At 68.6% G+C, this 22772-nt stretch carries 30 protein-coding genes; 8 read left to right on the top strand and 22 right to left on the bottom strand.

What is annotated here, in order from left to right:
* Positions 1–35: 35 nt before the first annotated feature.
* The 5 genes from FNV62_RS02520 to FNV62_RS02500 form a co-directional block, all read right to left on the bottom strand.
* A complete protein-coding gene (locus FNV62_RS02520; protein ID WP_143654129.1) occupies positions 36–401 on the bottom strand; it encodes an STAS domain-containing protein in 366 nt (121 codons plus the stop codon).
* Positions 398–1648 (bottom strand): SpoIIE family protein phosphatase, encoded by a 1251-nt coding sequence (locus tag FNV62_RS02515; RefSeq protein ID WP_097282297.1) that lies wholly within the window; start codon positions 1646–1648, stop codon positions 398–400. Before FNV62_RS02515 ends, FNV62_RS02520 begins: the two co-directional genes overlap by 4 nt.
* Positions 1648–2457 carry an alpha/beta fold hydrolase gene (locus FNV62_RS02510; protein WP_143599743.1) on the bottom strand — a complete coding sequence of 270 codons (810 nt, stop codon included), beginning with the start codon at positions 2455–2457 and terminating at the stop codon, positions 1648–1650. The genes FNV62_RS02515 and FNV62_RS02510 overlap by 1 nt, the downstream gene beginning before the upstream one ends.
* Positions 2458–2737: 280 nt before the next feature.
* Entirely contained in the window at positions 2738–4465 is a 1728-nt protein-coding gene (locus tag FNV62_RS02505; protein ID WP_144314569.1) for a thiamine pyrophosphate-dependent enzyme, read from the bottom strand.
* 46 nt (positions 4466–4511) lie between these two features.
* Positions 4512–6095 carry an FMN-binding glutamate synthase family protein gene (locus FNV62_RS02500; protein WP_144314568.1) on the bottom strand — a complete coding sequence of 528 codons (1584 nt, stop codon included), beginning with the start codon at positions 6093–6095 and terminating at the stop codon, positions 4512–4514.
* Positions 6096–6386: 291 nt separating this feature from the next.
* Between FNV62_RS02500 and FNV62_RS02495 the strand changes: the two genes are divergently transcribed.
* Positions 6387–6860 (top strand): hemerythrin domain-containing protein, encoded by a 474-nt coding sequence (locus FNV62_RS02495; protein WP_143599740.1) that lies wholly within the window; start codon positions 6387–6389, stop codon positions 6858–6860.
* A gap of 108 nt (positions 6861–6968) precedes the next feature.
* Positions 6969–7421, top strand: a complete 453-nt coding sequence (locus FNV62_RS02490; RefSeq protein ID WP_144314567.1) for an SRPBCC family protein — start codon at positions 6969–6971, stop codon at positions 7419–7421.
* Positions 7422–7634: 213 nt separating this feature from the next.
* Here FNV62_RS02490 and FNV62_RS02485 read toward each other — a convergent pair whose 3' ends face one another.
* From FNV62_RS02485 to FNV62_RS02435, 11 genes are all read right to left on the bottom strand, one after another.
* Complete coding sequence (locus FNV62_RS02485) at positions 7635–7889, bottom strand: CDGSH iron-sulfur domain-containing protein (protein WP_143599738.1); 255 nt, start codon at positions 7887–7889, stop codon at positions 7635–7637.
* Positions 7870–8523, bottom strand: a complete 654-nt coding sequence (locus tag FNV62_RS02480) for a HemK2/MTQ2 family protein methyltransferase (protein ID WP_144314566.1) — start codon at positions 8521–8523, stop codon at positions 7870–7872. Before FNV62_RS02480 ends, FNV62_RS02485 begins: the two co-directional genes overlap by 20 nt.
* Positions 8524–8583: 60 nt before the next feature.
* On the bottom strand, positions 8584–9573 hold the full coding sequence (locus tag FNV62_RS02475; RefSeq protein ID WP_144314565.1) for an iron-containing redox enzyme family protein: 990 nt from the start codon (positions 9571–9573) through the stop codon (positions 8584–8586).
* A gap of 138 nt (positions 9574–9711) precedes the next feature.
* On the bottom strand, positions 9712–10122 hold the full coding sequence (locus FNV62_RS02470) for a gas vesicle protein K (RefSeq protein WP_067384958.1): 411 nt from the start codon (positions 10120–10122) through the stop codon (positions 9712–9714).
* Positions 10112–10351 carry a gas vesicle protein gene (locus FNV62_RS02465; protein ID WP_097288621.1) on the bottom strand — a complete coding sequence of 80 codons (240 nt, stop codon included), beginning with the start codon at positions 10349–10351 and terminating at the stop codon, positions 10112–10114. Before FNV62_RS02465 ends, FNV62_RS02470 begins: the two co-directional genes overlap by 11 nt.
* Complete coding sequence (locus FNV62_RS02460) at positions 10351–11169, bottom strand: GvpL/GvpF family gas vesicle protein (protein ID WP_144314564.1); 819 nt, start codon at positions 11167–11169, stop codon at positions 10351–10353. The genes FNV62_RS02465 and FNV62_RS02460 overlap by 1 nt, the downstream gene beginning before the upstream one ends.
* Positions 11162–11569 (bottom strand): gas vesicle protein, encoded by a 408-nt coding sequence (locus FNV62_RS02455; protein ID WP_054229543.1) that lies wholly within the window; start codon positions 11567–11569, stop codon positions 11162–11164. Before FNV62_RS02455 ends, FNV62_RS02460 begins: the two co-directional genes overlap by 8 nt.
* A 39-nt stretch (positions 11570–11608) precedes the next feature.
* Positions 11609–11851 carry a gas vesicle protein GvpG gene (locus tag FNV62_RS02450; protein WP_054229542.1) on the bottom strand — a complete coding sequence of 81 codons (243 nt, stop codon included), beginning with the start codon at positions 11849–11851 and terminating at the stop codon, positions 11609–11611.
* 10 nt (positions 11852–11861) lie between these two features.
* Complete coding sequence (locus tag FNV62_RS02445; protein ID WP_143612000.1) at positions 11862–12575, bottom strand: GvpL/GvpF family gas vesicle protein; 714 nt, start codon at positions 12573–12575, stop codon at positions 11862–11864.
* Positions 12576–12602: 27 nt separating this feature from the next.
* Entirely contained in the window at positions 12603–13079 is a 477-nt protein-coding gene (locus tag FNV62_RS02440) for a gas vesicle structural protein GvpA (protein WP_097288619.1), read from the bottom strand.
* Between the two features lie 28 nt (positions 13080–13107).
* The gene (locus FNV62_RS02435) at positions 13108–13458 is read right to left on the bottom strand and encodes a gas vesicle protein (protein WP_097288618.1); all 351 of its coding nucleotides are present in this window, start codon (positions 13456–13458) and stop codon (positions 13108–13110) included.
* Positions 13459–13737: 279 nt separating this feature from the next.
* On the opposite strand from FNV62_RS02435, the gene FNV62_RS02430 reads away from it, so the two are divergent.
* Both FNV62_RS02430 and FNV62_RS02425 read left to right on the top strand, forming a co-directional pair.
* The gene (locus tag FNV62_RS02430) at positions 13738–14676 is read left to right on the top strand and encodes a histone protein (RefSeq protein WP_164331495.1); all 939 of its coding nucleotides are present in this window, start codon (positions 13738–13740) and stop codon (positions 14674–14676) included.
* A gap of 3 nt (positions 14677–14679) precedes the next feature.
* Positions 14680–15660: an SRPBCC family protein gene (locus tag FNV62_RS02425; protein WP_144314563.1), complete on the top strand. Its 981-nt coding sequence runs from the start codon at positions 14680–14682 to the stop codon at positions 15658–15660.
* Positions 15661–15935: 275 nt separating this feature from the next.
* Here FNV62_RS02425 and FNV62_RS02420 read toward each other — a convergent pair whose 3' ends face one another.
* The 6 genes from FNV62_RS02420 to FNV62_RS02395 form a co-directional block, all read right to left on the bottom strand.
* Positions 15936–16118, bottom strand: coding sequence for a CsbD family protein (locus tag FNV62_RS02420; protein ID WP_060895567.1), 183 nt, complete (start codon positions 16116–16118; stop codon positions 15936–15938).
* Between the two features lie 157 nt (positions 16119–16275).
* The gene (locus tag FNV62_RS02415) at positions 16276–16893 is read right to left on the bottom strand and encodes an alkaline shock response membrane anchor protein AmaP (RefSeq protein ID WP_144314562.1); all 618 of its coding nucleotides are present in this window, start codon (positions 16891–16893) and stop codon (positions 16276–16278) included.
* A complete protein-coding gene (locus tag FNV62_RS02410) occupies positions 16890–17633 on the bottom strand; it encodes a DUF6286 domain-containing protein (protein ID WP_144314561.1) in 744 nt (247 codons plus the stop codon). Before FNV62_RS02410 ends, FNV62_RS02415 begins: the two co-directional genes overlap by 4 nt.
* Positions 17634–17685: 52 nt before the next feature.
* Positions 17686–18099: an Asp23/Gls24 family envelope stress response protein gene (locus FNV62_RS02405; protein WP_143654121.1), complete on the bottom strand. Its 414-nt coding sequence runs from the start codon at positions 18097–18099 to the stop codon at positions 17686–17688.
* Positions 18096–18266, bottom strand: coding sequence for a hypothetical protein (locus FNV62_RS02400; RefSeq protein WP_164331377.1), 171 nt, complete (start codon positions 18264–18266; stop codon positions 18096–18098). The genes FNV62_RS02405 and FNV62_RS02400 overlap by 4 nt, the downstream gene beginning before the upstream one ends.
* 81 nt (positions 18267–18347) lie before the next feature.
* On the bottom strand, positions 18348–18830 hold the full coding sequence (locus FNV62_RS02395) for an Asp23/Gls24 family envelope stress response protein (protein ID WP_144314560.1): 483 nt from the start codon (positions 18828–18830) through the stop codon (positions 18348–18350).
* Positions 18831–18987: 157 nt separating this feature from the next.
* Between FNV62_RS02395 and FNV62_RS02390 the strand changes: the two genes are divergently transcribed.
* The 4 genes from FNV62_RS02390 to FNV62_RS02375 all read left to right on the top strand — a co-directional run bounded on the left by FNV62_RS02390 (position 18988) and on the right by FNV62_RS02375 (position 22298).
* Entirely contained in the window at positions 18988–19566 is a 579-nt protein-coding gene (locus FNV62_RS02390) for an RNA polymerase sigma factor (RefSeq protein WP_181360833.1), read from the top strand.
* Positions 19557–20228: a hypothetical protein gene (locus tag FNV62_RS02385; protein ID WP_144314559.1), complete on the top strand. Its 672-nt coding sequence runs from the start codon at positions 19557–19559 to the stop codon at positions 20226–20228. The genes FNV62_RS02390 and FNV62_RS02385 overlap by 10 nt, the downstream gene beginning before the upstream one ends.
* Complete coding sequence (locus FNV62_RS02380; RefSeq protein ID WP_144314558.1) at positions 20228–20611, top strand: hypothetical protein; 384 nt, start codon at positions 20228–20230, stop codon at positions 20609–20611. Before FNV62_RS02385 ends, FNV62_RS02380 begins: the two co-directional genes overlap by 1 nt.
* 148 nt (positions 20612–20759) lie before the next feature.
* Entirely contained in the window at positions 20760–22298 is a 1539-nt protein-coding gene (locus FNV62_RS02375) for a CYTH and CHAD domain-containing protein (RefSeq protein WP_144314557.1), read from the top strand.
* The last annotated feature ends 474 nt before the right edge of the window (positions 22299–22772 follow it).

The raw sequence follows: 22772 nt of genomic DNA, 5'->3' as shown, positions 1-22772 counted from the left end.
CTCCTGGCTGGTGCACGCGGGTTGGCCGCATGCACTCATTCAGGTGTGGGGCTGGGGGGTGTCCAGGCTGCTGAGGCTGCTTGTGCGGTGGGGTGGGTGGGGAAGACCTGGTCCAGCCCGACGATGTGGAGCATTCGGTTGACGCGGTCGGGGACCGCTGCCAGGGCGATGTCCGCTTGGGCGGCGAGGGCGTGATTGCGGGCGGCGATCAGGACGGTGATGCCGCTGGAGTCGCAGAAGGTGATGCCGGTCAGGTCGATGACGAGCTGCTGGCCTGGGTGGAGTGTCAGGCGGGGCAGGAGCGTACGTACGTCGGGGGCGCTGTCGTTGTCGAGTTCTCCGGACAGTTCGACGACGGGTCCGGCGGGGGTGGCACGCGTGCGGACGGTCAGCTGGGTCACGGCTGCTCTTCACTGGTGGGCCGGGGCACGCTGATGGCGAGCACGGCGGTGTCGTCGTCCACTCCGGTGCCGAATGTGTCGAGCAGGTCACGGACCGCGGCCACGGCGTCGGAGGCGGTCGTCGGCGCCAGGACTTGGGCGAAGTCGAGGAGAGCGTCGTCACCGTAGCGGTCGCCGTCCTTGATCTGGGCGGTGTGTGCTTCGGTGAGGCCGTCCGTGTGGAGCAGCAGGGTGTCGCCGAGGTCGAGGCGGACGGTGGTGGTGGCGATGTGGGCGTCGGGCAGGGCGCCGATGAGCTGCCCGCCGGGGGTGGGCAGGTAGTCGGCACTGCCGTCGGCCCGCATGAGCAGGGCAGGGGGGTGGCCGCCGCTGGCCAGGGTGACACGGAAGCCGCCTCGGTCTGCGTCGGGGATGAGCAGTCCGAAGACGACCGTGCAGAACCGCGGGTCCTCGCCGTTGTACTCGTGGTTGAGAACCGTGTTGAGGTTGCTCAGGACGGCGACCGGGTCGGGGTCGTAGACGGCGGCGGCGCGCAGGGTGTAGCGGGCCAGGGAGGTGACGGCCGCTGCGGCCGCGCCCTTGCCGCACACGTCGCCCAGGAACAGTCCCCAGGTTCCCGAGGCGAGAGGGAACAGGTCGTAGAAATCGCCGCCGACTTTGTCGGTCGAGGCGATGTGGTAGTGCGCGGCCACATCCAAGCCGGGCACATTCACCAAGGTCGGAGGCAGGAGGGTCCGCTGCAGGGTGGCGTTGAGGCGCTTGAGCTCCTCGCGTTCGCGTTCTGCTTCCTGCCGCGCGCGCAGCAGCTCGGTCTCGTAGGCACGGCGGTCGCGGGCGTCGAAGACGGTGGTACGGATCAGCAGTGGCTGCCCGTCGCTGCCGGTCTTGACCGTGGAGGTCACCAGTACCGGCAGACGGCCGCCGTCGGCCGTCTTGAGTTCCAGGGCGATTCCGCTGACCTCTCCCTGCATGCGCAGCAGCGGAGCGAAGTGCGTCTCGTGGTAGAGCCGGCCTCCCACGGTGAGCAGGTCGGAGAAGGTCTTGCGGCCCACCAGGTCGCCACGTTGGTGGCCCAGCCAGTCGAGCAGCGTCGTGTTGATCTTCGCGATCGTGCCGTCCAGCAGGGTGGAGAGGTAGCCGCACGGCGCACGCTCGTACAGGTCCTCCGCGCTGTCTTCCAGCAGTGCGGAGAACGCCGCGTGGTCGTCACGGTTCTCGCTGCCCCCGCCATCACTGGTCTTGCGCATCATCGGCCCGCACCCGCGAAGGCGATGATCGCGGCAGCCGTCTCCTCCGGGGCGGCGAGCTGGGGGCAGTGCCCGGTCGCGTTCAGCGTGACCAGGCGGCTGCCGGGGATCTGTGACTGCACGAAGGTTCCGACCTCCGGGGGCGCGATCGCGTCGCTGGAACACTGCGCGACCAAGGTGGGCACGGTGACCTTGGCGAGGTCGTCGCGGTTGTCGGACAGGAAGGTCACCCGGGCGAACGTCCGGGCGATGTCCGGATCGGTCCGGCAGAAGCTGTTGGTGAGCTCCTCACCCAGTTCCGGACGCTCGGGATTACCCATGATCACCGGAGCCATGGCACCTGACCAGCCCAGATAGTTCGCATCCAGCGATTCCAGGAGCTCATCGATGTCCTCGGCGCTGAACCCACCCCGGTAGCCGGCGGCCGGATCGTCGATGAAACACGGCGACGGGGCGAGCAGGATCAGACCGGCGAAGGCCTCCGGCTCCCGCGCCGCAGCCAGAACGCCCATCATCGCGCTCACCGAGTGCCCCACAAAGGTCACCGGCCCGAGGGACAGCTCACGGCAGATCTCCAGCACGTCATCGGCGTATCCCTCCATCGACGAATAACGCTCCACGTTCCACGCCGAAAGATCGGAACGCCCCGCTCCCACGTGGTCGAAGAGCACCACGGTGAAGTCGCGCTCCAGAAGCGGTACCACCAGCCGCCACATGTTCTGGTCGCACCCGAACCCGTGCGCCAGCATCAGCACGGGGCGACCGGGCCGGCCGGTCACCACCACATGATTCCTGCTCCGCACAGTCATACGCCCATCCTCGCAGACGGTTCTACGGCCCCCTCCCGGGACCGAGTGGCTTCAGTGGTGACGGGGCGCCCGATCGGGGCGCCGATGGCGGGCACGCCGTCGTGCCAGTTGCCCGTTTCGATGCCGATTTCGGCAAGCGCGTCCTGGTGTGGCTCAGGGGCGCTCGGCAGCCAACTCATCCGCACGGGCGGTGAGTCGCACCGTCACCTTTGACCCGGCGCGGGCAGGGGACCGTGCTCCCGTCCAGTACGCCGACGTACGGGTCGAGAAGGGCCTGTAGTCAGCCTTCGCGGCTCGGAAGAATCTCCTTGACCTTGGCGATCGCGAAGCCCCACCCCTGTGCCACCGTCGGCTTGCCCGGCACGGCCACCTCCTCGGGATTGGTCAGCACATCCAGCAGGACCAGCCCAGGGGTGTAGAAGGCCCGGCGCACGCTGTCGTGGAGATCGGCCGGGTCGGTGACGCGGATGCCGGTGAGACCGAGCGCGGTGGCGACCGCGGCGAAGTCGGGGTTGTCGAGTTCCGTGCCGAATTCAGGCAGGCCGGCCTGCTCCTGTTCGAGTTTGACCATCCCCAGTCGGCGGTTGTCGAAGACCACGAGTTTCACCGGCAGTTGGTACGTCTTGACCGTCATGAGGTCGCCGAGCAGCATGCTCAGCCCGCCGTCGCCGCAGAAGGCGACGGTCTGGCGATCGGGCGCCCAGAGCTGGGCCCCGAGGGCCTGGGGCATGGCATTGGCCATCGAGCCGAGGTTGTACGAGCCGATCAGGCGCCTGCTGCCGCGCATGGTGACGAAGCGCGACAGCCAGACGGTGGCCATTCCGGTGTCGGAGGTGAAGACGGCGTCCTCGGCGGCGTAGGCGTCCACCGCGGCGGCCAGCGCCTCGGGGCGGATCTCATGGTCACGGTTGTCCAGAGCGGCCCTCAGCTTCCCGGTCCAGCGGCGCTCGTGACGCGGGTCGGCCAGGCGTCGCTGTCCTTCCTGCCAGTGGGCGAACCGTTCCCGCGCGTCGTCCAGGTGGTCGTGGTCCGGGACCGCCTTCAGCAGCGGGAGCAGGGCTCGTAGTGTCGCGCCGACATCGCCCGACAGGCCCACGTCCACGGGAACCCGGCGGCCCAAGTGCTCCTCACGGGTGTCGATCTGGACGACCTTGCACCCCTTCGGGTACCAGTCCCGGTACGGGAAGTCGGTACCCAGCATCAGGAGCACGTCGCCGCTGTCGAGCGCGTGGGAAGCGGCGGGGTTGCCTATCAGACCGGTCTGCCCCACCTGGAAGTCGTTGTCCCCCTCGAACCCCTCCTTCGCCTTGAGGGTGAGCACCATCGGCGCGGCGAGCGCTTCGGCGGTCCGCAGGACCTCGGCGCGGGCGGCGCGCGCTCCGCGGCCGACGAGCAGCGTGACGCGGTCGGCGCCGTTCAGGAGTTCGGCGGCCTCCGCGAGCGCCGGGTCGTCCGGGCGGGTGACGGGACGGGTGAGGGCGAAGCGGGCGGGCCGGTCGTCGCTCAGCTCCTGGTCGCCAAGGTCCCCGGGCACGGTGAGCACCGCCACGCCGCCTTGGCTGACGGCCGTACGTACGGCCGACTCCAGCATCCGCGGCATCTGGTCGGGGGAGGAGACCGTGGCACGGTAGACGGCCACGTCACGGAAGAGCAGGTCGTTGTCGACTTCCTGGAAGTAGTCGCTGCCCACCTCGGCGAGGGGAACCTGACCGCAGATCGCGAGGACGGGGGTACGGCTCTTGGCCGCGTCGTAGAGCCCGTTGAGAAGGTGTACGGAGCCGGGTCCCACCGTTCCCATGCACACTCCGAGTGTTCCCGAGAGCTGGGACTGCGCTCCGGCGGCGAAGGCCGCGGCTTCTTCGTGCCGGCAGCCGACCCAGTTCAGGTCGTCAGTGGTACGGATCGCGTCGGTCAGTGGATTCAAGGCGTCTCCGACCACTCCGAAGACATGCTGGACGCCCAGGTCCTTGAGTGCGTCGACGATCACGCGGGCGACGGTTCGTGCCACGGGAGTGCCCTTCGGTCCGGTGCGGCCCTCGGAATGAGTGCCGGGTTCAGTGGGTGAAGCGGTCCGGGTCTGCTGCCTTCCAGTCGGCTGCCCAGCTGGAGGGCGCCGAAGCGAGCAGTTGTCCAGGGGTGAGCCAGTCGTGGAGTTCCGCGTAGGAGCGGACGGTGTGCGGGTTCACCCGCTGGAGCAGCATGTGGGGTCGCAGCCCGCCCGGGTCGTCGACGCCCATCGAGGCCATGATCTGGAGAGCGCTCTTGACCGTTGCCTGCTGATAGCGCCGTACGCGCTGGGACTTGTCGGGAACATCAACGGCGCGGGCGCGCCGTTCGTCCTGGGTGGCGACCCCTACGGGGCAGGCGTTGGTGTGGCAGCGCTGGGCCTGGATGCATCCGATCGCGAACATCATGGCGCGGGCGGAGTTGGTGTAGTCGGCTCCCTGGAGCAGCCGCTTGACGAGGTCGCCGCCGGTGGCGACCTTGCCGCTTGCACCGATCCGGATCCGGTCGCGCAACCCGACGCCCACGAGGGCGTTGTGTACGGCCATCAGTCCCTCACCCAGCGGCAGGCCGACATTGTCCGCGAACTCGAGCGGCGCCGCGCCCGTGCCGCCCTCCGCGCCGTCGACGATGATGAAGTCCGGTGCGCTGCCCTCCTCCAGCATCGCCTTGCACACGGCCAGGAACTCACGGCGCGAGCCGACGCAGAGCTTGAACCCGACGGGCTTGCCGCCGGCCAGTTCGCGCATCCGGGCCAGGAAGCGCACCAGCTCGCGCGGTGTGGAGTAGACGCGGTGGAAGGGCGGCGAGATGACGGTCTCCCCTTGTGGAACCCCACGCACCGCGGCGATCTCCGCGTTCACCTTGGCACCCGGCAGGACTCCTCCGATGCCGGGCTTGGCGCCCTGGCTGATCTTCAACGACACGCACTTGACCTGCTGGTGCGCCGCCTTCTCGGCGAACTGCCGCTCGTCGAAGTCCCCGTCGTCGGTCCGGCAGCCGAAGTATCCGGTGCCGATCTCCCAGACGAGATCCCCGCCGGGGCGCAGGTGGTACTCCGACAGACCGCCCTCACCGGTGTCGTGGGCGAAACCGCCCAACTGCGCACCGGTGTTGAGGGCCAGTACGGCATTGGCCGACAGCGAGCCGAAGCTCATCGCCGAGACGTTGAGCAGGGCCATGTCGTACGGCCGGGTGCACTCGGGTCCGCCGATTCGGACACGCGGCGCCTCGGCGCGCACCGATCGGGGGGCCATGGACGGGGTGAGGAACTCGCTGCCCGTCCGGTACAGGTCGAGTTCGGTGCCGAACGGTTCCTCGGCGTCTGTGCCCTTGGCGCGCTCGTAGACGATGCTGCGGGTGTCACGGTCGAAGGGGCGGCCGTCGAAGTTGCGCTCGATGAAGTACTGCTGGAGCTCCGGCCGCAGCGCTTCCAGCGCGAATCGGAGATGTCTGAGCAGCGGGTAGTTCCGCAGGACGGAATGACGACGCTGCACGAGATCGTGGACGGCCACGAGCGAGAGCACGAGCAAGGGGCAGGCAGCGGCCCACCACCAGGGTGACACCAGGACGGCGGTGACCGAGCCTGCCACCGCCAGCGAGCCGAGCAGGACGACCAGAAGTATCTTCAGCACATCGTGCGTGTGTCCCGAAGTCCGGCGGTCAATCCTCGTGCATCCCTCCGGCGCTACCGGTGTCCCAGCAGGTAGAGAGGGCACTGAAGCCCGAGGAGTCCGGAAGGTCGCCAGGGGCCGGTGTCCTGCATGCCCTTCTCGTCACTGCGGGCTTCGCTCCGTTCCTCTCCGCGGTCGCTCGTGCGTGGAGCAAGCGGTGGCTTCCGTTTGTGCAGGTTCGTGGCCGCAGTGGGTACCCGGTTCCCCTGGGCGGCACGGGCCGTCCGGGAAAGCCGATGCGGAGGGATACCTGTGGACGGGATTGTGCTGCTCAAGGAAGACCACAAGACGGTGGAGAAGCTGTTCAAGCAGTTCGAGAAGGCCGGCGACGGCGCCCGTGCCGAGAAGCGGAAGATCGCCGACCAGGTGATCGAAGAACTCACCACCCATACCTGGATCGAGGAGAAGATCTTCTACCCGGCCGCCCGCGAGGCGGACCCCGACACCAAGGACGACGTCCTGGAAAGCGTCGAGGAACACCACGTCGTGCTGTGGATGCTCTCCGAGCTCAAGGACCTCGACCCGGCCGATGAGCGGTTCGACGCCAAGATGACCGTCCTCATGGAGAACGTCCGCCACCACGTCGAGGAAGAGGAGAAGGAATGGTTCCCCGATGTCCGCAAGGCCATGGGCCGCAACCGACTCACCGAACTCGGCGAACAGATGGAAGCGGCCAAGAAGACGGCTCCCGGTGAACCCCTCGCGGTTCCCAGCGCCGACCAGTAGACCGCCACGGCGGGCGTGCCTGCCACCCGATGGAACCCCTCGCCGGCCTGCCGCCGCCCCCGTCGCTGTGCGCTCCACACGTTCCGATACGGCAGGAGGTTTTCTTGTATGGCTGTTCGTCATCATCTGATACGTCGTCCCCCGCATGCGGTGTGGGCAGTGCTTGCCGATCCGGTCCGGTACGGGGAGTGGGTGGTGGGACCCTCCGAGTCCACGCCCCTCGACCAGGCCTGGCCCGAAGTGGGTTCCCGGATCCGCTACACCGTGCGGCTGGGTCCCTGGTCGGCGGACGGGGTCACGACCGTCCGCCACGGCGAAACGGGCAGGGAGCTGGAACTGGAGGCTGCGTTCAAGGCGCTGGGCACTGCGAGGATCTTCCTCCAGCTCCGGCCGTGGGGTGAGGAAACCCTCGTCGTCTGCGACGAGCACCCCTTGCGAGGTCCGGGCGGCGCTCTCCACAACGCCGCGACCGAAGCGCTGCTGCAACTGCGACACCGGGGCATGCTCGCCCGCCTGGCCAGGGTCGTGGAACAGCAGCGCGAGGAGACCCGCCATACCTGACGCGTCGCCGCACTCAAGGTGCTGCCGACAGCGGACGGGAGCGTAGCGGCTCGAACCAGGCGGCCGCGCCCTCGGTGCCCCGCCGCACGGCAAGGCGCCGGTCCTCGCCGTGCGCTTCTTGCTGAGCACGGTCGCAGGGTCGTCTCTGCATCTGCCGGACGCTGCGAGTCGGCTCTCACGCAGGGCTGAGCCCCGGGGGAGCGTCAACCCGGATCAGGGGTTGAGGAGTTCGGATGTCGCCTCGGGCCCTTGAGTGTCCGTTTGGCTCGGCCCGGCGGGCTTTCGATGGCTGGTGTCGCACCACGGGTAGGTGCGGCTGCGGCGGCAGGTGCACAGGGCTACGCAGAATCGGTCGGACGACACGACGGTGCCGTCGTCCAGGGTGACTTCGACCGGGCCTTCAATGAGCAGAGGTCCTGTTCGCTGAGCGGTGACGCGCCGGCGTCGTTCAGAGGAGTCGTTCGGCACGGATGATCACCAGCTCTTCCTTGCCGTCATTTTCTTCCAGCAGGCCACGGCTGCGCAGCCAGCTGCTTCGGGAGCGAAGTACGGGCCCGACCGCGATGGATCGGTGTTCCACGACGTCCGCGTTCAGGCCGGCCGCCCGCAACAGTCTCAGTGTCTCTTCCGCGCCGCTCAGGGCGGACTGGACGAGGAGCAGAACTCCGCCGGGCCGCAGGAACGCGGGTGCGTCCCGGCATATGCGGTCCAGCAGTAGACGGCCGTCATAGCCCGCGTCCCAGGACCGGGCCGCGCCGCGGCGTGGGCAGTGGGCGTCGGGTGAGGGTACGTACGGCGGGTTGGACAGGACGAGATCGAAAGATCGGCCGGACACCGGAGCCAGCAGGTTGCCGCGCATCACACGCAGCGGAAGCCGCGCCAACGCCGCGTTGACCTTGGCGTTGAGAACCGCCCGCCAGGAGATGTCGACGGCTGTGACCTTCGCGCCCAGCCGTGCGGCGGCCAAAGCGACGGCTCCTGTACCTGTGCCGATGTCGAGGACATGAGCGTGCGGCGGGAGGGGTTCCTGACGCAGGGATTGCACGAGCAGATCGGTGTCGTGCTGTGGGGCGTAGACGCCAGGAAGAGCAAGGGGAGTCATGGGGGTTTCATCTCCGGTTCTCGGGGGTGCAGGAGAACCTGTTCGGGCCGGGCTCGCTGGTCAGACGGGCGTACGCAGCGACGACTCGCCTGCCCGCCACGCGCCGAGGAGTCGTTCGGCAAGGCGGTCCTCGACGTAGTTGGTGGCGTCCACGCCGAACGCGACGTCGCCGTCCAGGTGGGGTTCTTCCTCGAGGAGGCCCGCGACGACTTCCCGGCGTACGACTTGCTCATGTACGGCGTCGGCCTCGACGTGCTCGTCGTAGAAGTGCTCGGCGGCCGGTCCCGCGCCGGTGCGCCGCATGGCCTGGGCGAGCCGCCGTGAACCGGGCGACGAGGTGATCTCGACGGTGGCAAAGTGACCTACGAGTGCGCCTCTGAGGGCGCGGTGCAGTCCGAAGAGGGACATCAGGTTCACCACGGCGAGTGCCTCGGCGCCGGCAGAGTCGAGATAGCGCCCGTAGGTGGCGTCCAGGCCGAGGTCGGCCATGAGGTCGGCGAACAGCCGCGCGTGCACCCGATCCGCCCGGCCGCCGCCGAACTCGTCGAACTCCACGGCTGCCATTCCGGCCTTCGCCCGGCCCCACAGGCGGGGCAGCACCCAGGCGTGCGGGTCGGCCTCCTTGAGGTGGTACAGCGACCGCTGTGCGGCGTATTCGCGTAGCTGCCACAGTTCGCCGTCGTCCTGGAGGTAGTGGGTGACTCCGATGCCGTCCACGGGCTCGACAAGCAGGTCGTCCAGCGCCTCGGCGGCGCGTTCATGCCGTGTCGCCTGGTGGCGCAGGGCCTTGAGGAAGGGGCGCTCCAGGGCTGCTCGGGCCTTGAGGAGGTCGGGGTCCCATTCACGGGCGGCGTCCACGCCGGCGAAACCCCGGTAGTGCAGCTCGTAACAGAGATAGAGGCCGAGCTGCCAGTCCTCGCCGAAGGGGGATGCGTCGGCGATCGTCCCGTCGTCGGGAGGCGGCCCTGTACTTCTCAAGTACTCAGCGATCGCCGTCGAAATTCTGCCCCGGCTCGGCGGCAGCGGCGGTTCCTTCGACCAGAAATCCATGTGTACGGAGTACCCGTGATCCAGAACGTCTCACATGGCCGCTCTTCTTCGCCGCTGGGCCGAGGGCACTCGCTCTCCTGGTGGAAGCGGAGCAGGTGCCCGTGGGCGCCGGCGCGGGCGGACAGCGTTGCAGGGGGTTCAGTCGGAGGGCGGCAGCAGTGTGCCCAACGGCCCGAGATCGAGGTTGAGGTCCTCCATGGTCAGTCCGTACTGGGCGCACAGGTCGCTCATGCGGTCGTGGAGGAGCATGAGGGTCGCTCCCAGGCGTTCTTCCTGTTCGTCGGTGAGGTCTCCTTGGTCGACGCGGTGCAGGGCCTGTCGTTCCATGAGCTGGCGCAGCAGTTCCACGAGAGTGAGGACGAGCTTCATGAGGTCCCGCTCGACGGTGTCGCGGTCGGAGCTGATCCGCCGAGCGGGGGAACGTGAGCCCTTGCCGGCCGGCGGGTCCAGGTCGCGTGGGGCGGCGGGCAGCAGCCGGAAGGCGCGTGCGGCGGCCTCCGCGACCTCGTCGGCGCGGCTCGGCGGCCGTCTCTCTCCCTCAGCTGTCATGGTCGCCGCCTCGCGGCGGATTCGTCCTCGTCCATGGCGAGGGGTTCTGCTCACTGATGGAAACGATCAGGGCGCGCAGGGAGACGCGTACCAGATCGATGTCCGCGATGGACAGCACAACGTCACCGGTGAGGACGACCCCTCCGCTCAGAAGTCGGTCCAACAGATCGATGAGAGCGACCTGCCGCTGAGGCAGACGCTCCGCCTCGGGCGCACGGCCAGGCGTGATCACGGGGGTGCTCCCTCTGCAGCTGCAGCACCGCCGGATTCATCGAGTGGCATGGCGAAGGAGTACGGAGCCCAGGGGCCGGTGGCCTCGACCCGCACCCCGGCCAGCCCGTCAGCGGCATGCGTCACGTCGGCCAGGAAGTCGTCGCAACGCTTCAGGGGCACAAGGTAGGCGTCATTCGCGACGTTCTCGCCGACGGCGCCGGCCGCGTCGGCGAGAAGACCCTGCTGTACGCGATGCCGGACACGGTCGGAGGCGTGCTTGCGGCCCGCGACCTCCACCCGCTCGGCGGCCTTCTGCGCCGCCTGGTACACGGTGTCGCGAACGCTTTGCTGTTGCCGGCGGCTACGCAGGTAGGCGCGCCCGGGGGTCAGGTCTGCCGCGGGAACAGCCGGGGCCGCGGACGGCTCGACATAGATCTTGACCCCCCACTCGACATGTTCGGAGAGTCGGGCCAGGCGCTCCGCGAACATGGTCCGCCCGACTTCCAGTACCTCCCGCGCCCGGTTGTCGTCGAGATAGACGGTTGCCAGGCGCAGCGGAAGGACGGTGGTGCGCTCGGCCAAGGCCTCGATGACGCCGTGGTGAGCGCGGGCCACCGCCTCCAACCACTCCAGGTCCTCGAGATGCTGCTTGAGAGCGTCCTCCTGGAAGTCCTGTCCGGGCACATGGCTCACCACGAGCCCCAGCTGATCGTCGCCGGTGTCGGTGACGAGGCTGACCGGAGAGTCGGCGACGCCTCGGAGCCGCGCGGTTGTCTCCCGCAGTCCCTCGGCGTTGCGTACCACCGCATACGCGTATGTCAGCAGGTCACTCATCGCGAGCACTTCCCCGGCGACGGCTGCCCGTGTCCCGCGGCGCTTCCTCCTTTGCGGGGAGGGCCTTGCCCTGACGGATGGCATCGATCTCGGCCCGCAACCGGCGGTTCTCCTCGGCCAGTGACTGTTCACCCCTGCTCCGCGAGGACAGCGAGGGGTCGTGCTCCCACCAGTCGATGCCCATTTCCTTCGCCTTGTCGACGGAGGCGACCAGGAGACGCAGCTTGATGGTCAACAGCTCGATGTCGAGAAGGTTGATCTGTATGTCGCCTGCGATGACGATGCCCTTGTCGAGTACCCGTTCAAGGATGTCGGCGAGATTCGCGGAGGATCCCTGCGCGTAGGGGGGCGCTGATCGGGACGGATAGGAACCAAGCCTGTTGGCCAGGGGTTCAGTCACGGTTGCGGCCTCGTATTCCCTCGTGCCGGATCAGGAGTGTCAGCCCTGCCGATAGGCACGGATCTCCTCCAGCCGGTCGAGCAGTTCGTCCTCGCGCTGGTCGAACGTCTCCTCGTCGATGTCGCCTGCGACGAGGAGACGTTCGAGCTCGGCGAGTTCGCGGTGCACCGGCGCGGGGTCGTAGTACTGGCTCTCGGCTTCCTCCCGGACGCGCTCCACGACCCATACGACGCCGCGCACGGGCGCCAGGGGAAGGGTGACGAGCTGTGTGAACAGGCCCATGAGAACTCCTTCAGACGAAGCTGTAGGGGGGCAGGGGGCCGTTGAGCCGGAAGTCGAAGTCGTCACCCATCTGGTGGGCGACGCTCAACTCCGAGGCGAGGAAAGTCTCTTCCTGGTCCTCGGTCACCAGGAACGACACGTTGAGGAAGTCCGAACCCGTCGGCTGGGATGTGTCAAGCGTCCGGGCGAAGGGGCGCAGTGCTTCGACCACACCCGCCGCCAGCGCCTCCTGCCGTGCCTGCACCTCTTGGGCGACCAGCTCACCGAGTCGCAGCGATGCGTCGGGGGCGGCGGTGCCGCCGCGGATCTCGTCATTGAGCTCTCGCGCCACGTCCGACTCCCGCAGGATCTGCCGCAGGAGCGCGTCTTCGTCCTGCGACGCCTTGAGGTGGTACTCGGTGCACCCCTCCAGTACTTGAAGCCTGTCCGTATAGTCCGCGGCGTTCTGCTCCAGAGCCAGCCGGACAGCCTCGTCGTTCTCGGCGATGAGGCCGAACCGCATGGGGAGCACAGTGCCGTCAGCCATGAGGCGCTTCTGCACTTCCTGGTGGGCAATGATGTCGCGACGCTTGGGGCGTAGATCGTCTGGCGCGTCGCTGACCACAGCGCACAGCGGTCCCGCCGTCACTGCCCGCAGGTCCGCCGGTGACTCACCGACTCCGCTGAGACCGTCGAGGCGAAGGGGGTGCTGCTTGCCGGTGATGGAGTAGATGTATACGGCCATGGCTCATTCCTTCTCGCCGGGCGAGCCCTACTCGCGCTCACGTCGGGAGGTGCGTCGAGCCGGCCGCCGTCGCCTCTCCACGGGTTCCTTTTCCTTGGCCTCGTCTTCTTCCTCGGCCTCCTCCTCTTCGCCGCCGTCACGGCCGGTGATCCCCTTGAGGGAATCGGTGACCGCTTCCGCCGCGCCGGAGAGGGCCCCCTTGGATTTGCCCTTGGCCCCGCTCTCCACCGTGTCTCCGACGATGTCGGTCAACTGGGCGGGTGCCTTCCTCCCGGTCTCGAGGTCGAGACGGTTGCATGCCTCGGCGAAACGCAGATAGGTGTCGACACTGGCCACGACAATACGAGCGTCGATCTTGAGGATTTCGATCCCCACCAGTGACACGCGGACGAAGACGTCGATGACAAGCCCGCGATCCAGAATGAGTTCCAAGACGTCGTAGAGGCTGGTGCCACCGCCACCACCGCGTGCGACAGCGCCTCCACTCTGCGGCACCACCGTCATGGTGCCTCCCTTCATGGCCGTTGCGGCCTCAGCCCAGTCGGTCGATCTGGCCGCGGCTGTAGCGGCGCGTCCTTCGGTACTCCACCAGGTCGCCTTCCTCGTCCAGCGTCACTCGGTAGGTGGCCATCACGCTCGTGGTTTCGGGGACGCGTTCCAGTTCGAGTACCTCCACGTCGGCTTCCCAACCGGCTTCGGTGGATTTCAGTGCCGAGACGGACTCGGGGGCCCGCCCGAGCAACTCCTGAAGTTGTTCGACTGCGGAACGAATGGCCCAGGCTGCGTTGCCCTTGCCGGAGCGTCGCCGGGGGCCATCTGTGGTCCCCCGGTCCGTGCCGCGGCTACTGCTGCTGGATCGCCGCCGGGGTTCTGCTGCGGCCATGGTCTCTCCGGTGGTCGGAGCGCGCGCCATACTCCACGCACGAACACTATAATTCCATCATATAGGGGTACATATGGTCGGGCATGGATGGCTTTGAGCGAACCTGCCCGGTGGGGTCTCTACCTGCCCCGGTGGGGCCGCATGGCGTGTCCGGGGTGCTCTCAGCGGGCCGAGAGACGCGTCGCGTGCGATCCGCTTCTGTCTCAATCACTGGTTGAGCAGGGGATGTTGGCCCGAATTCGAGTGTGTTCACCTCCCCTTTCCGAAGGGAACCGGCTCATGAACGACACGACCAAGATCGGCCTCGCCGCCGCGGTCGCAGCTGGCTATGTGCTCGGACGTACGAAGAAAGCCCGTTTCGCCTTCGGGCTGGCAACTTATCTCGCAGGTCGCCGATTTGGGCTCGATCCGCAGCAGCTGTTGACGACCGGCCTGAAGAAACTCGGTGACGTTCCTGGAGTCGCCGAGCTGAACGAGCAGGTGCGCGGCGAGCTGCTGGACGCCGGACGCAAAGCCCTGGCCGCCACCGCCGACCGGCGCCTCGCCGACCTCGCCGACTCTCTCCATGAGCGCACGCTGCGCATCGGTGAGGAGAAGGGCGAGGAGGAAGAGGGCGAGGAAGAGCCTGAGGAGGGCGAGGAGCGCTACGAAGACGAGGAGGAACCGGAGGAGGAAGAGGGCGAGGAAGAGCCTGAGGGGGAATTCGAAGAAGAAGAGGAAGAGGAGGAAGAGGAGCCGGAGGAAGAAGAACCGGAGGCAGAAGCTGAGGAAGAAGAAGAGGAGGAAGAGGAACCGGAGGAGGAAGAGCCAGAGGAAGAGGCTGAGGAGGAGCCGCCACGGCGTCGTCGCCGCCCAGTAGCGGGAAAGAAGCGCGCGGCCAGACCCTCTCCCCGTAGGGCGGCCGCCAAGGAAGCGGCTCCCGCCAGGAAGAGGACTCCTGCGAGGAGGACTCCCGAGAAGAAGGCTCCCGCGAAGAAGACCGCGGCGCAGAGGCCCCCGGCCAAGAAGTCGGCGGCGCCGAGGCCGGCAGCCAAGAAGACTGCCGCCAAGAAGTCGCCCCCGGCGAAGAAGACCGCGAAGAAGTCTCCGCCCCCTGCCAAGAAGACGGCGGCGAAGAGGGCGCCGACGAAGAGCGCGTCCGCGAAGAAGGCCCCGTCCAAGAAGGCGGCCCCCGCGAAGAAGGCGACTGCCAAGAAGACTCCCGCGCGGCGGAGGTAGGTCATGGCCGACAAAGAGCGAGACTCCGGCCGGGGAGAGGGCTCCGGCCTCGACATGTTGCGCGATGAACTGTCCGACTTCCTCGGTGCTCAGGTCGAACATCTCGTCGACAAGGCCGGGGAAAAGTTGGGGGATGTCACCGACCAACTCCTTGACACGGCCGAGAATGGTGGATCGGGTGGATCTCTTCTCGGTATCGGCGGACGCATCCTCAAAGGTGATTCCCCCTTGAAGGCGTTCGTCGGTGAGAAGGCCAAGGGGCTCAAAGACAATGTGATGGACAAGGTCAAGAGCGTTTTCGGCGGGGGACGCGGAGGCAAGTCCGGCAGCACCAAGGTGATGAACATCATTGAGGTGCTGGACGTAGGTGTGCCGATCCGCGTGGCGTACAACTACTGGACCCAGTACGAGGAGTTCAGTGACTTCACCAAAGGCGTGCGGAGTGTGTCCCGGAACGACGAGACCGCCAGTGACTGGAAGGTGAAGGTCGGCCCCTCGACTCGCGGTTGGAAGGCGACGGTTCAGGAACAGGTGCCGGACGATCGAATCGTGTGGAGCTCCGAGGGTGCGAAGGGCACTACTCACGGCTGTGTCAGTTTCCACGAACTCACGCCCGACCTGACGAGGATCGTGCTGGTCGTCGAGTACTACCCCTCCGGTTTCTTCGAGAAGACGGGCAACCTGTGGCGTGCCCAAGGACGCCGTTTGCGGCTGGACTTCAAGAACTTCCAGCGCTATGTCACGTTCGCCGACGAGGACGTCGAGGGCTGGCGCGGAGAGATCCGCGACGGCGAGGTAGTTCGCAGCCACGAGGAAGCACTGGAAGAGGAGGAAGCGGCAGGGGAGGACGAGGAGCAGGAGGAGTACGACGAAGAGGCGCCCGATGAAGAGGCGCCCGAGGAAGAAGAGGAAGAAGAGGAGTACGACGAAGAGGGGCCAGAGGACGAGTACGCCGAGGAGGAAGAGGAGGAGGACGAGGGCTGACGCGGCCCGAGCCGTGCGATTCCCCTCGGCGTGACCTGCCCCGAGAGCCGGCGTGACCTGCCCGAGAGTTGGTCGGCTGGTGTTCCCGGACTCTCAGGCCTCGTCATCCGGCCGGAGTGAGCGACCGGTTGGAGAAGCCGTCGGACGGGCGCGGGTGCGGCGCTTGAACCACTGCGCTATCACCCGCGTCCGGCGGGAAATCGACGTCGACGACACGAGCCCCCGAAGATGCGGACCAGCCGTACGGAAGACGCGGACCAGCCGTACGTCCTCGATCAGTGCCCGCTCCGCTTACGGAGGTGGCCTGTCGCCTTTTCCGTCATCTCATGTGCCTTGGCGCGCAGCTGTTCCCCACGCCCTGCCTGCTGCATTGATGAGTCCCCCAGGGCCTTGCCGAGAGTCTCCTTCATCTTGCCCCTGATCTGATGCACCTTCGCATTGCCCTTGGCCTTGGCCATCGCAATCGCCGTCCTCTCGAAGACGCTGGTAAACGCGGCCCGTCCAGGACCGACACATCTTTCTTCACCGTGCGCCTGCCCGCGGGGCCCGGCAACTGGGAGCACCTCGTGCGTGCAGGCGGGATCCGCCGCTGAGGCAGGCCGTCGGTGTCCTGCCTTACTGTGCGCGGTGCGGTTTGTGGTGGGCGACCTGTAGGCGGACGTCGGTGTGCATGTGGGCGGTGCCGGGGAAGCCGGTGGACCGACGAGCGGTACCGAGCGGGCCTTCGTACAGGGCGTCGAGGGCGGCGCCGGGCGCACCCTGGGGGGTGAGAGCGAGCGTGATGTGGGTGCGGGGGTGGGCAGGTCGGCCAGTGATGTGCACGGTTGCATGCTCAACCCCCGGCTGGGCACCGGCTTCGGCGGCGATCGCGTCGCTGAGCGCGCGGTCGCGCAGTTCGACGCCTTCCTGCGGGGGTGTGCCGCCGACGGGCAGCGCTCCGGGGTGGCGTCGATGCAGTTGGGCGAGCAGCCACCACACGGCGAGCAGGGCGACGAGCGTGAGGGCGGCGATGACGGCGGGCCACCACCACCAGCCCTGACCGCTCCAGCGGGCCCGGTCGGCGGACCCGAGCAGGACGTCGTGCGGGGTGGCGAGGGGCCAGCCGGCCGGCGGGACCAGATCATGTCGCCGGTAGACGTCGAGCCCGGCGAACAGAATCAGCAGACCGCCGCCGAGCAGTACCAGTCCGGCGAGGGCCAGCAGACTGCGGTTGAGTACGGTTCGCGGCGTCATGGTGTGGGCTCCGGTGTGGGGAGTTTCGCTGAGTCGGTGCGTTGCCGCACTCGTACGACGATGCGGGGAGGGCGAGCGAGGACGAGCTGATCGCGCTCCTCGTCGAGGACGGCGGTGAGGTCGTCCTTCACCCGCTGGGGGTCGCGGAAGCGGATGTCCGCGCGGGCCTTGACGCGGTGGCGGCGCACCCGGACGCGAGCCCTGCTGACTCCCGGGACCCGCATGGCGGCGTCGCGCAGCAGGTCGGCGGCGCCGTCGCGGTCCAGGGAAGCCCGCAGCCCGGGCGCGGGGGAGCGCAGGGGCAGCCAGTGGCGTAGGCCAGGAGTGAGGGCCAGGACGATCAACCAGATGCCGAGCACGGCGGCCACGGCGGCCCCCGTGAGCACCCACACGTCGTCCAAGGGGCGGGTGGCCAATTCGTCGGCAAGGTGCCGTCGCCAGGCTGCCGCAGGGCGTCCCGCCCGTACGGCGACGACGTCGACCAGCGCCGCGACCGCCGCCACGAGAATCACCGAGGCGACCAGCGCGGCCGGAACGCGGCGCGCGGACCACGGGCGGTGGGTCCGGTCCCGTCTGTCGTGCTCGCCCGCCACCAAGTCCGGCGGCAGGGGCGCCTTGTCTTCGGGTGGACCGGGCTCTGTCGACTCTCTCGGCTCCTCCGGCTCCTTCGTCATCGGCACGCTGGCACGGCGCGCGGATGGCGTGGAGCCGCGTGCGGGAGGGTCCGGGTCGGGTGTCATTCCGGTCCTCCTTCCTGCGCGGCGTGCCCGGCGGCCCGGGCCGCGCGGCGCCTCATCGGACCCGTCCCCGGCCCGCGTCGGCGGCGGTCACCAGCCGCCGGACGGTGAGGGTGACCTCTCCCACCTCCAAGCCGGTCAGCTGAGTCACCTGCTTGGCGACGTCGTGCTGGATCCGCTCGCAGACGTGGGGGATGTCGGTGGGGTAGGGCAGGTCCATGGCCAGGTGCAGGCGCACCGATCCGGTACGGACGGCCGCGGAGGCGCTGGGTGCCGCCGGCCCGCTCCGGTCGGGCGGTATGGCGGCGCGCCGGGACTGGGCCGTGCGTGCGGCCCTGGCGGCGATACGGGCGACCACCCTGTCCGGGATGACGGTGGCCCCCCGTTCGGCCGGAGGCGGCAGGTCGGCGGATCGCCCCGGTGGGCCGGGCCCCTCGCCAGGAGGTTGGGAACCGGGCCGGGTACTCACCGCTGCCTCCGCGCATGGAGGTCGAGGTCGCCCTGCACGACGAGGCCGACGATCAGCCCCGCCGCACCCAGCACCAGGACGAGCAGGAATGCCCAGAAGCCTCCGAAGTATCCGGCGAAGCCCAGGGCCATGCCGGCCGCGAGGCCCGTCGTCGCTGCGTTCATCATCCACTCACCCGTCTCGCGAACGTGATCGTCCGTGTGAGCACCCGCTCATGCTCAGGGCATGGCCGTGGTCACGGCGGTCGGTCACCGCACGCGGCCCTCGTCCCGTTCGGCGTCTTCCTCCTCGTCGGGGAGGTGGACGTCGTCGACAGCGATGTTCACCTCGACGACCTCCAGTCCCGTCATTCGTTCCAGGGCGCTGATCACGTTGGTGCGTACGCCGCCGGCGACGTCGACGATGGAGACGCCGTACTCGACGACGACGTCCAGGTCCACCGCGGCCTGGCGCTCGCCGACCTCGACCTTCACTCCGCGCGTGACGCCTCCGCCTCCGCCCGGGACGCGTTCCCGCATGGCGCCGAAGGCGCGGGCCATCCCCGCTCCCATGCTGTGGATGCCCGGTACCTCGCGTGTGGCCATGCCCGCGATCTTGGCCACCACACCGTCCGCGATGGTGGTCTTCCCCCGTGTCTCGGCCGGTGCTCCGGCCCCGGTACGGCCCTTCAGCGCGCTCACGCCCGTGTCGGGCCGGCTGCCCCCGCCGACGCTGGTGATGTTGTCCGTCATGGCGGTCGCCTCGAGTGGCTCGGTGTGACACCTGCGTGGTGTCTCTCAAGAGGTTGGACACCCGGGGCGGCGTACCTCTCACAGACGTGGCGTGTGATGTGCATCACACAGGTGTGGTGGGGGTACACGCTCTTTCCGAGCCACCTGCGAGAGCGTCATGATTCAACGCATTGCTTCCCCACAACTGGGATGCGACCTGCCGGACGGACTGCTTGCCGTGCGGGCGGCCGAGGGAGACGAAGACTCCTTCGCCGTTCTCGTCCAGCGGCACAACCGGTCCCTCCTGGCCCTGGCCCGTGGCATGCTCGGCAACCCCCAGGACGCCGAAGAGGCCGTTCAGGACGCCTTCGTCAGCGCCTGGCGGCGTCTACCGGAGTACCGTCACAGTGCGGAGTTCAGCACCTGGATGTACCGGATCACCATCAACCGCTGCTTGACCATGCGACGGCGGCGCCGCCCGCCGCCTGTCCCCCTGGACACCGTCGCCGAACCCGCGACGGGCGACGCGAGGAGCCAGCCCGCCCGGTCCGCCGAGCAGGACGCGGCCACCGAGGCCCTGTCCCGCGCACTCGCCGAGCTGGACGACGGCCAGCGGATCTGCTGGATCCTGCGTGAACTGCAGGGCCTGCCCTACAACGAGATCGCCCACGTGACACGGACCAGTGAGCAGACGGTGCGCGGCAGACTGTTCAGAGCGCGCCGATCCCTGCAGGAGGCGATGGGCCCATGGCGCTAGACGACCCGCAGGCCCGGCCTTCCGAACCGCCCCATACCGACGGGCCCCGCACCAGCCCGGTCGACGCCGACGTGTCCCCGTTCGTGGGTGATGAGGTACTGCCCTGCGGCCGCCTGCTCAGCGGGGTCTGGGAACGGGTGCGGGACGCCGCGCCGACCGCGGACCCGCACACGGTGTCCTGTCCTCACTGCCGCGAGGCGGTCGAGGGACTGGCCACGGTGAACGCGGCCACCCAGGCGCTGCGTGAGGAAGACCCTCCCGGCCTGCAGGCACTCACCGACCGTGTCATGAACGTCGTCAGGGCAGAGATCCGGCTCGGACGGCTGCTGCCCCTGGCCGACCCGGACCGGGAGCTGCGGATCGCCGAGAGCGCTGCCGCGAAGGTACTGCGGCAGGCCGCGGACACGATCCCCGGTGTGAGGGCCGCGACCTGCCGGCTCGTACCCGAGGACGAGGGCACCGACGTACGGGTGACCATGGAACTAGCCGCTGCCCTCGACCGCCCGCTGCCCGACCGGGTTGATCAGGTACGCCAATCGGTCCTCCACTCGGCAGGACGGGACCTGGGTCTGGCAGTGACGACTGTCGACATCGTCGTGGTCGACGTTCTGGAGCCGTGGCCACCCCTGAGCCCCGGCCATCCCACAGGCGGTGGCACGTGATGACCGCCACCGGCACGCCCACGCTCCTCGGCGTGGCCGCCGAGGCGGCCCTCGCGGTTCCCGGCGTGGCCGGCCTGCAACCCCGCCTCGCCCACTGCCTCGCGGCAGCAGCCGCGCCTACCCGGACGGACACCGCACCACACCGCATGCCGCCCGAGGCGGGCATCCGCGCCGACCGGGCGCCGGACGGTTCGGGATGGCGCATCGAGGTGCGCTGCGTCCTGGCCGAGGGCCACCGAACCCTGGACACCGCCCAGAACGTTCACGACCGGGTACGGACCGCAGTCACGTCCCACCTCGCCGTTCACGGCGTCGCGGAGCCGGTCACCGTCACCGTCGTGGTCACGGTGACGCGTATCGCCGCCCGACCCGGCACGGCATGAGTGCCGCGAGCACCGGCGAACGCCCTTCACGACCATGTCCTTCGATGCGGCCCTCGGCCGGGCCTCCTTGCCGGAGGCCGCACATGTTGCCTCACGAGTGTTTGAGCGGCGCTGAGGCGTGCACGCGCCCGTTATGACCCATACGAGTATGACCCGTACGAAGCGAGAGACAGAGCGAAAGTACGAAGCCCCGTCGGCCAAGGACACCTCGTGGCTGCCGGACCTCACCAGCGTGGACGGCATCGCATCGGTCGTGGGAGAGGGCCTCGACGAACTGGACGCCGTGTACTACGACACTGAAGACCTACGCCTGGTTGGAGCGTCGGCAACGCTCCGGCGAAGGACCGGCGGGGCTGATGCGGGATGGCACCTCAAACTGCCCATGTCCGGAGACAGCCGGGAGGAGGTGCAGGTCCCGTTGTCCGACACGGTTCCGGACGCCCTGCGGGACCTGGCCCTTTCTCGCACCCGAGGGGGAGAGCTGAGGCCAGTCGTCCGTATCCGGTCCACTCGCAGCACGCGGCACCTCGTCGATTCCGAAGGCGCGGTCCTCGCTGAGCTGAGCCTCGACAAGGTCCGCGCGGATTCCCTTCTGGCCACGACCAAACGGGCCTCATGGACTGAGATGGAAGTCGAACTCGCCGAGGACGCCGATCCCTTGCTCCTCGACCTCGTGGACAAGGCGCTGCGCAAGAAGGGCATCGACCGTGCGAGTAGTCCGTCCAAGCTGAGCCGGGCCCTGGAGGAAACAGGAACGGGAGCGTCGCGTCTGCCGGACACATGTGCCGAGACCGTCGTACCCGGCTCGGCCGCCGAAGAGGTCCTCAGGTATGTGGACGGACAGGTGCACGCCCTGGTGGACCTCGATCCCGCCGTACGCCGCGGCCTGCCGGACTCGGTGCACAGGATGCGCGTCGCCTGCCGCCGACTGCGCAGCACCCTGCGTTCCTACCGGGCGGTGCTGGAACGTGAGGTCACCGATCCGATCCGCGAGGAGCTCAAGTGGCTGGGCGGCGAGCTGGGCGCCGAACGCGACCAGGAGGTCCTCATGGAACGGCTCGGCGTGCGCATCGGGGCCTCGCCCCGGGAGTTGGTCCTTGGGCCCGTCGAAGCCAGGTTGCAGGTGTGGAACGTCTCCCGTACCTCCAAGGCACGGCAGCGCACTCTCGACGCCCTGGTCTCACCCCGTTACCTGGCCCTTCTGAATTCCTTGGCCACGCTCACGCAGCAGCCCCCACTGCGTCGTAAGGCCGCTCGCAAGCCGGAGAAAGTCATGGTCAAGGCGATCCTCAAGGAGTACGACCGGTTGTCCGGCCGGGTGGCGCACGCGCTGGAGCTCTCCCCGGGGACGGAACGCGACGCGGCCCTCCACCAGGCCCGCAAGGCGGCGAAGAAGACGCGGTACGCCACCGAACCGGCGCGCGCCTCGCTCGGCAAACCCGCCAAGCGGCTCGGCAAGCGCGTCAAGGCCGTACAGAAGGTGCTCGGGGACCATCAGGACACCGTCGTCGCGCGGGACGCCCTGCGGCACCTGGCCTTGGCGGCGCACGCGGCGGGAGAGCCCGCTTTCACCTGGGGCCTGCTGTACGGCCAGGAGCAAGCCGTGGCCGATGGCCGCGAACGGGAACTGCCGACCGCGTGGGCCGATGCATCGAAGCCCGGGCTGCGCGAGGCGCTCGTTCACTGAGGGCGGTCGGTGTGGAGGAGCACGCCCGGCTTACCGAAGGTGTCTCTCGCCCGGACAGCAGTGATGTGTGTCCAGACGAACCCGTACGCCTCCTGCAGTGGCACAGCGTCCGGCACAGCACCGCGTGCTACGTCCGGATGCGCGGCGTGCGGTTGCGGGCGATGCTTGCCGAATGACCGAGCGTTCCGTGACCGTTTGCCCGCCCGTCAAGGGGGAGGGGCGCCAGGTACGCGTGGACGGGGAGCCTGCGGGGGCGGCGTCCAGTCTGCGAGGCCTGGCCGAGATCATGCGGCGGGCGGGCTGGGTGGGCTTGGATGAGATCGATGTGGCCGACTCACCGGTCATCGAGTGGTATGGCGGGGGCCCTGAGGTGTGGTGACGGCACACTCGAGTCGCCAGCGTCGGTCTGCGCCTGCATGGCTCGCCGCCCGGTAGGTGACGGCGTGCAGGGCGGGGGAGAGCCTGACGTCGTTG

It is taken from the genome of Streptomyces sp. RLB3-17, assembly GCF_007113425.2.
GTDB classification, from domain to species: domain Bacteria; phylum Actinomycetota; class Actinomycetes; order Streptomycetales; family Streptomycetaceae; genus Streptomyces; species Streptomyces mirabilis_D.
Note: the sequence above shows the minus strand (reverse complement) of the source record. Positions and strands in the feature narration are given on the sequence as shown.

Coding starts and splice junctions, on each gene's coding strand:
- FNV62_RS02380 (WP_144314558.1), top strand. CDS start 20,228: ATGACCGCCACCGGCACGCCCACGCTCCTCGGCGTGGCCGCCGAGGCG.
- FNV62_RS02450 (WP_054229542.1), bottom strand. CDS start 11,851: ATGGGCCTGTTCACACAGCTCGTCACCCTTCCCCTGGCGCCCGTGCGC.
- FNV62_RS02410 (WP_144314561.1), bottom strand. CDS start 17,633: ATGACACCCGACCCGGACCCTCCCGCACGCGGCTCCACGCCATCCGCG.
- FNV62_RS02470 (WP_067384958.1), bottom strand. CDS start 10,122: ATGACAGCTGAGGGAGAGAGACGGCCGCCGAGCCGCGCCGACGAGGTC.
- FNV62_RS02425 (WP_144314563.1), top strand. CDS start 14,680: ATGGCCGACAAAGAGCGAGACTCCGGCCGGGGAGAGGGCTCCGGCCTC.
- FNV62_RS02375 (WP_144314557.1), top strand. CDS start 20,760: ATGACCCGTACGAAGCGAGAGACAGAGCGAAAGTACGAAGCCCCGTCG.
- FNV62_RS02460 (WP_144314564.1), bottom strand. CDS start 11,169: ATGAGTGACCTGCTGACATACGCGTATGCGGTGGTACGCAACGCCGAG.
- FNV62_RS02490 (WP_144314567.1), top strand. CDS start 6,969: ATGGCTGTTCGTCATCATCTGATACGTCGTCCCCCGCATGCGGTGTGG.
- FNV62_RS02385 (WP_144314559.1), top strand. CDS start 19,557: ATGGCGCTAGACGACCCGCAGGCCCGGCCTTCCGAACCGCCCCATACC.
- FNV62_RS02480 (WP_144314566.1), bottom strand. CDS start 8,523: ATGACTCCCCTTGCTCTTCCTGGCGTCTACGCCCCACAGCACGACACC.
- FNV62_RS02390 (WP_181360833.1), top strand. CDS start 18,988: ATGATTCAACGCATTGCTTCCCCACAACTGGGATGCGACCTGCCGGAC.
- FNV62_RS02475 (WP_144314565.1), bottom strand. CDS start 9,573: ATGGATTTCTGGTCGAAGGAACCGCCGCTGCCGCCGAGCCGGGGCAGA.
- FNV62_RS02440 (WP_097288619.1), bottom strand. CDS start 13,079: ATGACGGTGGTGCCGCAGAGTGGAGGCGCTGTCGCACGCGGTGGTGGC.
- FNV62_RS02400 (WP_164331377.1), bottom strand. CDS start 18,266: ATGATGAACGCAGCGACGACGGGCCTCGCGGCCGGCATGGCCCTGGGC.
- FNV62_RS02395 (WP_144314560.1), bottom strand. CDS start 18,830: ATGACGGACAACATCACCAGCGTCGGCGGGGGCAGCCGGCCCGACACG.
- FNV62_RS02435 (WP_097288618.1), bottom strand. CDS start 13,458: ATGGCCGCAGCAGAACCCCGGCGGCGATCCAGCAGCAGTAGCCGCGGC.
- FNV62_RS02415 (WP_144314562.1), bottom strand. CDS start 16,893: ATGACGCCGCGAACCGTACTCAACCGCAGTCTGCTGGCCCTCGCCGGA.
- FNV62_RS02445 (WP_143612000.1), bottom strand. CDS start 12,575: ATGGCCGTATACATCTACTCCATCACCGGCAAGCAGCACCCCCTTCGC.
- FNV62_RS02515 (WP_097282297.1), bottom strand. CDS start 1,648: ATGCGCAAGACCAGTGATGGCGGGGGCAGCGAGAACCGTGACGACCAC.
- FNV62_RS02420 (WP_060895567.1), bottom strand. CDS start 16,118: ATGGCCAAGGCCAAGGGCAATGCGAAGGTGCATCAGATCAGGGGCAAG.
- FNV62_RS02510 (WP_143599743.1), bottom strand. CDS start 2,457: ATGACTGTGCGGAGCAGGAATCATGTGGTGGTGACCGGCCGGCCCGGT.
- FNV62_RS02430 (WP_164331495.1), top strand. CDS start 13,738: ATGAACGACACGACCAAGATCGGCCTCGCCGCCGCGGTCGCAGCTGGC.